Below are 6,846 nucleotides of genomic sequence, written 5' to 3'. Positions count from 1 at the left end.
TTCCGCGGTGGCCTCGTGCAGATTCCAGGCCGCGTCGACCTTCGGCGCCAGGACCGTCGCGAATTGCTCCGGTGTCATCCCGGCGAGCAGGCCGTCGGCGAGTACGCCGGCGGCGTGCACTACCGCGGTCAGTGGATGTTCGGCCGGAACGGCCGCCAGTACCGCGTCGAGGGCGGCGCGGTCGGCCGCGTCGCAGGCGACCACCTCCACCTCCGCGCCGAGCGCGGTGAGTTCGGCGGCCAGTTCGGCGGCGCCGGGCGCGTCCGGGCCGCGCCGGCCCGCCAGCACCAGCCTGCGCACACCGTGCGCGGTGACCAGGTGCCGCGCGGCGATCGCGCCGAGTCCGCCGGTACCGCCGGTGATCAGCACTGTGCCGCCGGGCCGCAGCGGAGCGGGCACGGTGAGCACGTTCTTACCGATGTGCCGGGCCTGACCGAGATACCGGTAGGCTTCCGGCGCCCGCCGCACATCCCACGCGGTGGTCCGGGCCGGTGCCAGCGCACCCGCCTCGAAGAGTTCCACGAGCGCGGTGAGGATTTCACCGAGCCGATCCGGACCCACTTCCATCAGCATGAAGCTGTGGTAGTCCACGCCGGGGTGGTCGGTCGCCACGATATCCGGATCACGCCGATCGAGCATGCCCATCTCCACGAACCGGCCGCCGCGCGGCAGCAGGCGCAGGGAGGCGTCCACGAATTCACCCGCCAGCGAATCGAGCACGATATCCACTCCACGCCCGCCGGTGGCGGTCAGGAATTTGCGCTCGAAATCCAGGGTCCGGGAATCGCCGATCACCGAGTCGTCGAAACCCAGCTCGCGCAACACCTCCCATTTGGGCGTACTGGCCGTCACCAGCGTCCGCAAGCCGAGGTGGCGGGCCAGCTGCACCGCCGCCAGCCCGACACCGCCGGTGGCCGCGTGCAGCAGCAGGGTCTCACCGGGCCGGGCCGCGGCCAGATCCACCAGACCGTAAAAGGCCGTGGCGTAGACGATCGGCACTGCGGCGGCCTGCGCGAACGACCAGCCGCGCGGTATCCGCGCGAGCAGCCGCTGATCGGTCACGGCCGTCGAACCGACCCCCGGGATCAGGCCGAACACCCGGTCCCCCGGGGCGAAACCGGTGACATCGGGGGCGACCTCGAGCACGACGCCCGCTCCTTCGCCACCGATCCGGCCGTTCGGATCCGGATAGGTGCCGAGCGCGATCAGGACATCACGGAAGTTCAGGCCCACCGCGCGCATACCGATCCGGACCTGCCCGGGCGCCAAGGGCGCCGGCGGTTCCGGATCGTGGGTGATCCGGAAGTTGTCCGCCGCCAAGGTGCCTTTATCGCGCAGGGTCAGCGTCCAGGCGCCGGTGCCGGTGACCGGCACCGGCAGCGCGGGCGCGCCGGCGCGCTGGATACGCGGCACATGGACCGCCGCGCCGCGCACCGCCAGCTGCGGTTCCCCGTCGTGGGCGAACACCGTGGCGAGCGTGGTCCGGTACCGGGTCCGGTCGTCCAGGTCGAGCAGCAGGATGCGGCCCGGATTCTCGCTCTGCGCGGTCCGCAGCAGTCCCCACCCGGCCGCCGCGGCCGCATCCACCGGCTCACCCGGGTGCACGGCCACCGCCCGCTCGGTCACCACCACCACGCGGCGGTCGTCGGCCGGTAGCCGCCGCAGCCGCGCGCCGAGTTCCAGTAGCGATTCCTGGACCGCCGCCGGCAGGTCCGCGCTCCCGCGGTCCACCGGAGCGAAGTGCAGCACCGTCACTTCCCGGCCGGCGACGGTGATGTTCTCCCCGTCGGCCGTCCCGGTCCAGGGGCCGGTTTCGGGCAGCTCGTGGCGCTCGGGCAGTTCGACCCAGGTGAACTCGTATCCGGTGCCCTCGGCCGGGCCCCCGGCCCCGAGCGCGTCGGTGGCCAGCGGGCGCACGGTGAGCCCGCCGATCTCGGCCACCACCATGCCCGCGGAGTCGGCGAGGGTCAGCACGATCCGCTGCCCGTCCGGCGTGGAATCGGCGAGCGCGGCCCGGACCCGCAGCGTCGCGGCCCCCGTGGCGTACAGCGCGACGTTCTCCCAGACGAACGGGACCACGACCGCACCGTCCCCGGCGGCGGGCACCAGGCCTGCGTGCAGGATCGAATGCAGCGCGGCATCCAGAAGCGCCGGATGCAGCGCGAATTCGGCGTGTTCGGCCCGCACCGGTTCCGGCAGCTCGACCTCGGCGAACACCTCGCCGTCACGCCGCCACAGCGCGGTCAGCCCGCGGAATGCCGGACCGTATCCGTAGCCCCGGTCGGCAAGGTCCGCGTACGCGCCCCCGATATCGACCGCGGCCGCGCCCGGCGGCGGCCAGCTCGCCAGCTCTGCGTCGAAGGCGCCGGCCGCGTCCCCGGCGGTCACCGTGGCGAGCGCGTGCCGGCGCCACGGGACGTCTCCGACGGATCCGTCCTCATCACCGGCGCGCGAGTACACCGACACAGTTCGCGTCCCGCCGCCGTCCGGACCGGACGCGACGACCCGTAGCGCCACCGCGCCGGTCTCCGGGATCGGCAGCGGCGCTTCGATCACCAGCTCGGCCAGCCGCGGGCAGTCCACCAGGGCGCCCGCGTGCAGCGCCATCTCCACCAGCGCGGCCCCGGGCAGCAGGGCCACCCCCGCGACCGCGTGATCGGCCAGCCACGGCCGGCCGGACCTGGTCAACCGGCCGGTGAACACCACCTCGGCCGAATCCGGCAGCCGGACCAGCGCACCCAGCAGCGGATGGCCCGGATCGGCCATCCCCGCCTGCCGCACATCGGGCACCACGGCGGCCCGGGCCCAGTAGCGCTGATGCTGGAACGGGTAGGTCGGCAGTTCCGGCCGGGCGGTGGGCAGACCGGCGAACAGCGGCGTCCAGTCCACCCCCAGACCGGCGGTATGCGCCCACGCCAGGGCCGAGACGAACCGGGTCACCTCCGCTTCGCCGCGCCGGGCGCCGGCGATCACCACCGATCCGGCCTCGATATCCGGGGTGTCGGCCAGCGACTGCCGGGCCATGGCCGTGAGTACCGCGTCGGGGCCGACCTCCACGAACCGGCGGGCACCGGCCCCGGCGGCGGTCGCGATCCCGGGCGCGAACCGCACACAACCGCGGATCTGATCCGCCCAGTACCGTGGATCGCGGAGCGCATCGGTGACCGCGGTCGCCGAGATGTTGGACACGATCGGCAGCGCCGGATCCCGGAAGGTCACCCCGGCCGCGACCGCCGCGAACTCGCCGAGTACGGGTTCCATCAGCGCCGAGTGGAAGGCGTGGCTCACCCGCAGCCGGGAGGTTCGCGCACCGGCCGCCACGAACTCGGCCTCGAGCGCCTCGATACCGGACTGTTCTCCGGACAGCACCACCGCGGCGGGACCGTTCACCGCGGCCACCGACACCCGGTCGCCGTATCCGGTGATCGCCGCCCGCGCCGCGGCCTCGGTCACCGCGACCGCGAGCATGGCGCCGCCTTCCGGAAGCGCGCCCATCAACCGGCCCCGCGCCGCCACCAGGGCACACGCCTCCGGCAGCGACCAGAGACCGGACACATGGGCGGCCGCCAGTTCACCGATACTGTGACCGATCAGCAGATCCGGTGTGACACCGAAGGATTCCAGCAACCGGACCATCGCCACTTCGAAGGCGAACAGCGCCGGCTGGGTGAACTCCGTCCGATCCAGCACACCGTCGGCATCGGTGAACATCACCTCCCGCAACGACCGCCCCAGCAACGGATCGAGCTCCGCACACACCTCGTCCAACACCGCCGCGAACACCGGGAACACCTCGTACAGTTCCCGGCCCATCCCGGCCCGCTGCGCACCCTGACCGGTGAACAGGAACGCCGTCTGCCCCGGCACGGGTGAGCCCTCGATGGCGCCCGGGGCACCGGCGGCCACCTGCGCGAGTCCGGCCGTCAGCTCGTCGCGATCCCGGCCGATCACCACCGCCCGCCGGTCCAGCAGCGCCCGCGCCTGCGCCAGTGACCGGCCCACCACCCGGATATCCACCTCCGGATGGGCCTGCACCCAGGTCAGCAGCCGCTGCGCCTGGGCCCGCAGTGCCGGTTCCGTTTTCGCCGACAGCACCCACGGCACCACCGCGATCTCGGGCAGCTCCCGCTCCGACGGCTCGACCGCGGCCGGGGCAGGAGCCTCCTCCAAGATCACGTGTGCGTTGGTCCCGCTGATCCCGAACGAGGAGACGCCGGCCCGGCGCACCCGCCCGTTCGCCGGCCACGGGCGCGGCTCGGTCAGCAGCCGGACCGCGCCGGCCGACCAGTCCACATGGGGGCTGGGCTCGTCGGCGTGCAGCGTCCGGGGCAACGTCTCGTGCCGCAGCGCCTGCACCATCTTGATCACCCCGCCGACACCCGAGGCGGCCTGGGTGTGACCGATATTCGATTTCAGCGCACCCAGCCGCAGCGGCTCGCCCGCGCGGTCGCGGCCGTAGGCAGCCAGCAGGGCGTGGGCCTCGATCGGATCGCCGAGCGCGGTGCCGGTGCCGTGCGCCTCCACCACGTCGATATCGGCGGGCCGCACCCCGGCGTTCGCCAGCGCCGCCGCGATCACCCGCTCCTGGGAAGGACCGTTCGGCGCGGTCAGGCCGTTGCTGGCGCCGTCCTGGTTGATCGCGCTGCCGCGGACCACCGCGAGGACCTCGTGGCCGAGCCGCCGGGCATCGGACAGACGCTCCACCACCAGCACCGCCGCGCCCTCGGACCAGGCCACCCCGTCGGCGGCCGCGGAGAAGGATTTACACCGCCCGTCCCGGGCCAGCCCCCGCTGCCGCGAGAATTCCTGGAACACCATCGGGGTCGCCATCACCGTCGCCCCGCCCACCAGCGCCAGCGAACTCTCTCCCTGCCGCAGCGCGCGGCAGGCCAGATGCAGCGCGACCAGCGAGGACGAACAGGCGGTGTCCACCGTGATGGCGGGACCTTCCAGGCCCAGCGCATAGGCCACCCGGCCGGACACCACACTGCCGACCGCACCGGTGACCACGTACCCCTCGACCTCGGGTCCGGCCTGCCGGGTCACGGTTTCATAGTCCTGGTACATCACACCCGTGTAGACGCCGGTATCACTGCCGCGCAGCGAGACCGGGTCCAGCCCCGCGTGCTCCAGCGCCTCCCACGACACCTCGAGCAGCAGGCGCTGCTGCGGGTCCATCGCCGCGGCCTCCCGCGGACCGATGCCGAAGAAGCCCGCGTCGAAATCGGCGGCGTCGTAGAGGAATCCGCCCCGCCGCGCGTACACGGTCCCCGGTGTGCCCGGATCCGGGTCGAACAGCCGCTCCAGATCCCACCCGCGATCCGCCGGGAAGTCACCGGTCGCGTCGCCCCCGGCGGCCACCAGATCCCACAGGTCCGCCGCCGAACCCACGCCGCCCGGGAAGCGGCACGCCATCCCCACGATGGCGATCGGCTCATCCACCGGTACCGGCCGGGCCGGATCGGAGCGCCGCGCCGCGGCGGCATCGGCCGCGGGCGGCTCGATCCGGGACAGCACGAACCGCGCCACCGCGGCGGGTGCCGGATGATCGAACACCAGGGTCGAGGGCAGCGCCACACCTGTGGCCGCGGCCAGCCGGTTGCGGAACTCCACGCCACCCAGCGAATCGAATCCGATTTCGTCGAACCGTTGTTCGGCCCCGATATCGGCGGCCGAGGCGTGCCCCAGCACCGCGGCCGCCTGCGCGAGCACCACGTCCAGGACGAGCGGTAACCGCCGCGCCGCCGGTACCGCGGCCAGCCGGTCGGCCAGCGTGGCGGTGGTCCCGGCGCGGTTCGCCCGGCGCACATACCCGCGCAGGACGGTCGGCAGCGCGCCCGGATCGGTCTGTCGCCGCAGCACACTCGGATCGAAGGCCAGCGGCACGAGCCGGGCTTCGGGGCGCCCGGCGGCCAGGTCGAACAACCGGATGCCTTCGGCGGCGCCGAGCTGTTCCAGCCCCATCCGGCGCCACCGCGCCAGCGCGACGCGATCGAGCGCACCGGTCATCCCGCTGCCCTGTTCCCACGGACCCCAGGCCAGCGATATTCCGGCCAGCCCCGCCGAGCGGCGACGCTGCGCCAGCGCGTCCAGGAAACCGTTGGCGGCGGCGTAGTTGCCCTGGCCCGCCGAGCCGATCACCCCGGCCACCGACGAGAACAGCACGAACGCCGAAACCTTCCGGTCCCGGGTCGCCTCGTCCAGGTTCCGGGCGCCGTCGACCTTGGGCGCCAGCACCCGATCCACCTGCGCCTCGGTCAAGGTCGCGACGGTTCCGTCCGCCAGTACCCCCGCCGTATGCACGACCGCCAGCGGCTGCCCGGCATCGATTCCGTCGATCAGCTCGGCTACCGCGGCGCGGTCGGTGACATCGCAGGCCACCACCCGCACCCGCGCGCCGGACCGCTCCAGTTCCGCCGCCAGTTCGGCGGCTCCCGCGGCGGCCGGCCCCTGCCGTGAGGTGAGCACCAGCCGGCGCGCCCCGTGCGCGGCCACCAGGTGCCGGGCCAGCAGCGCGCCCAGGCCACCGGTCCCCCCGGTGATCAGCACCGTCGCTTCCGCGAACCCGGCCGGTTCCGCACCGGTTGCCGGGGCGGCGCTACGGGTGAGCCGCGGTACCAGCAGTTCGGCGCCGCGCAGTGCGATTTCCGGCTCGCCGCTGCCCAGCGCCGCGCGGATCCGGCCGAGATCCACCGGGTCGTCGCGATCCTCGTCGACCAGCACGAACCGCCCCGGATTCTCCGCCTGCGCCGAACGCACCAGCCCGCGGACCGCGGCGGCCGCGGGATCGACGGCCTCTCCGGGCAGCCCGGCACCACCACCGGTGACCACGACCAGCAGGCTGCC

General features: G+C 73.7%; 1 protein-coding gene. It reads right to left on the bottom strand.

Features of this window, described 5'->3' with window-relative positions; all coding sequences use genetic code 11:
• The coding region (locus ON38_RS25820) for a type I polyketide synthase (RefSeq protein ID WP_157181898.1) at positions 1–6,846 on the bottom strand (6,846 nt) is incomplete at both ends.

The sequence above is a fragment of the Nocardia testacea NBRC 100365 genome, assembly GCF_000308775.1.
Lineage (GTDB): Bacteria > Actinomycetota > Actinomycetes > Mycobacteriales > Mycobacteriaceae > Nocardia > Nocardia testacea.
Note: the sequence above shows the minus strand (reverse complement) of the source record. Positions and strands in the feature narration are given on the sequence as shown.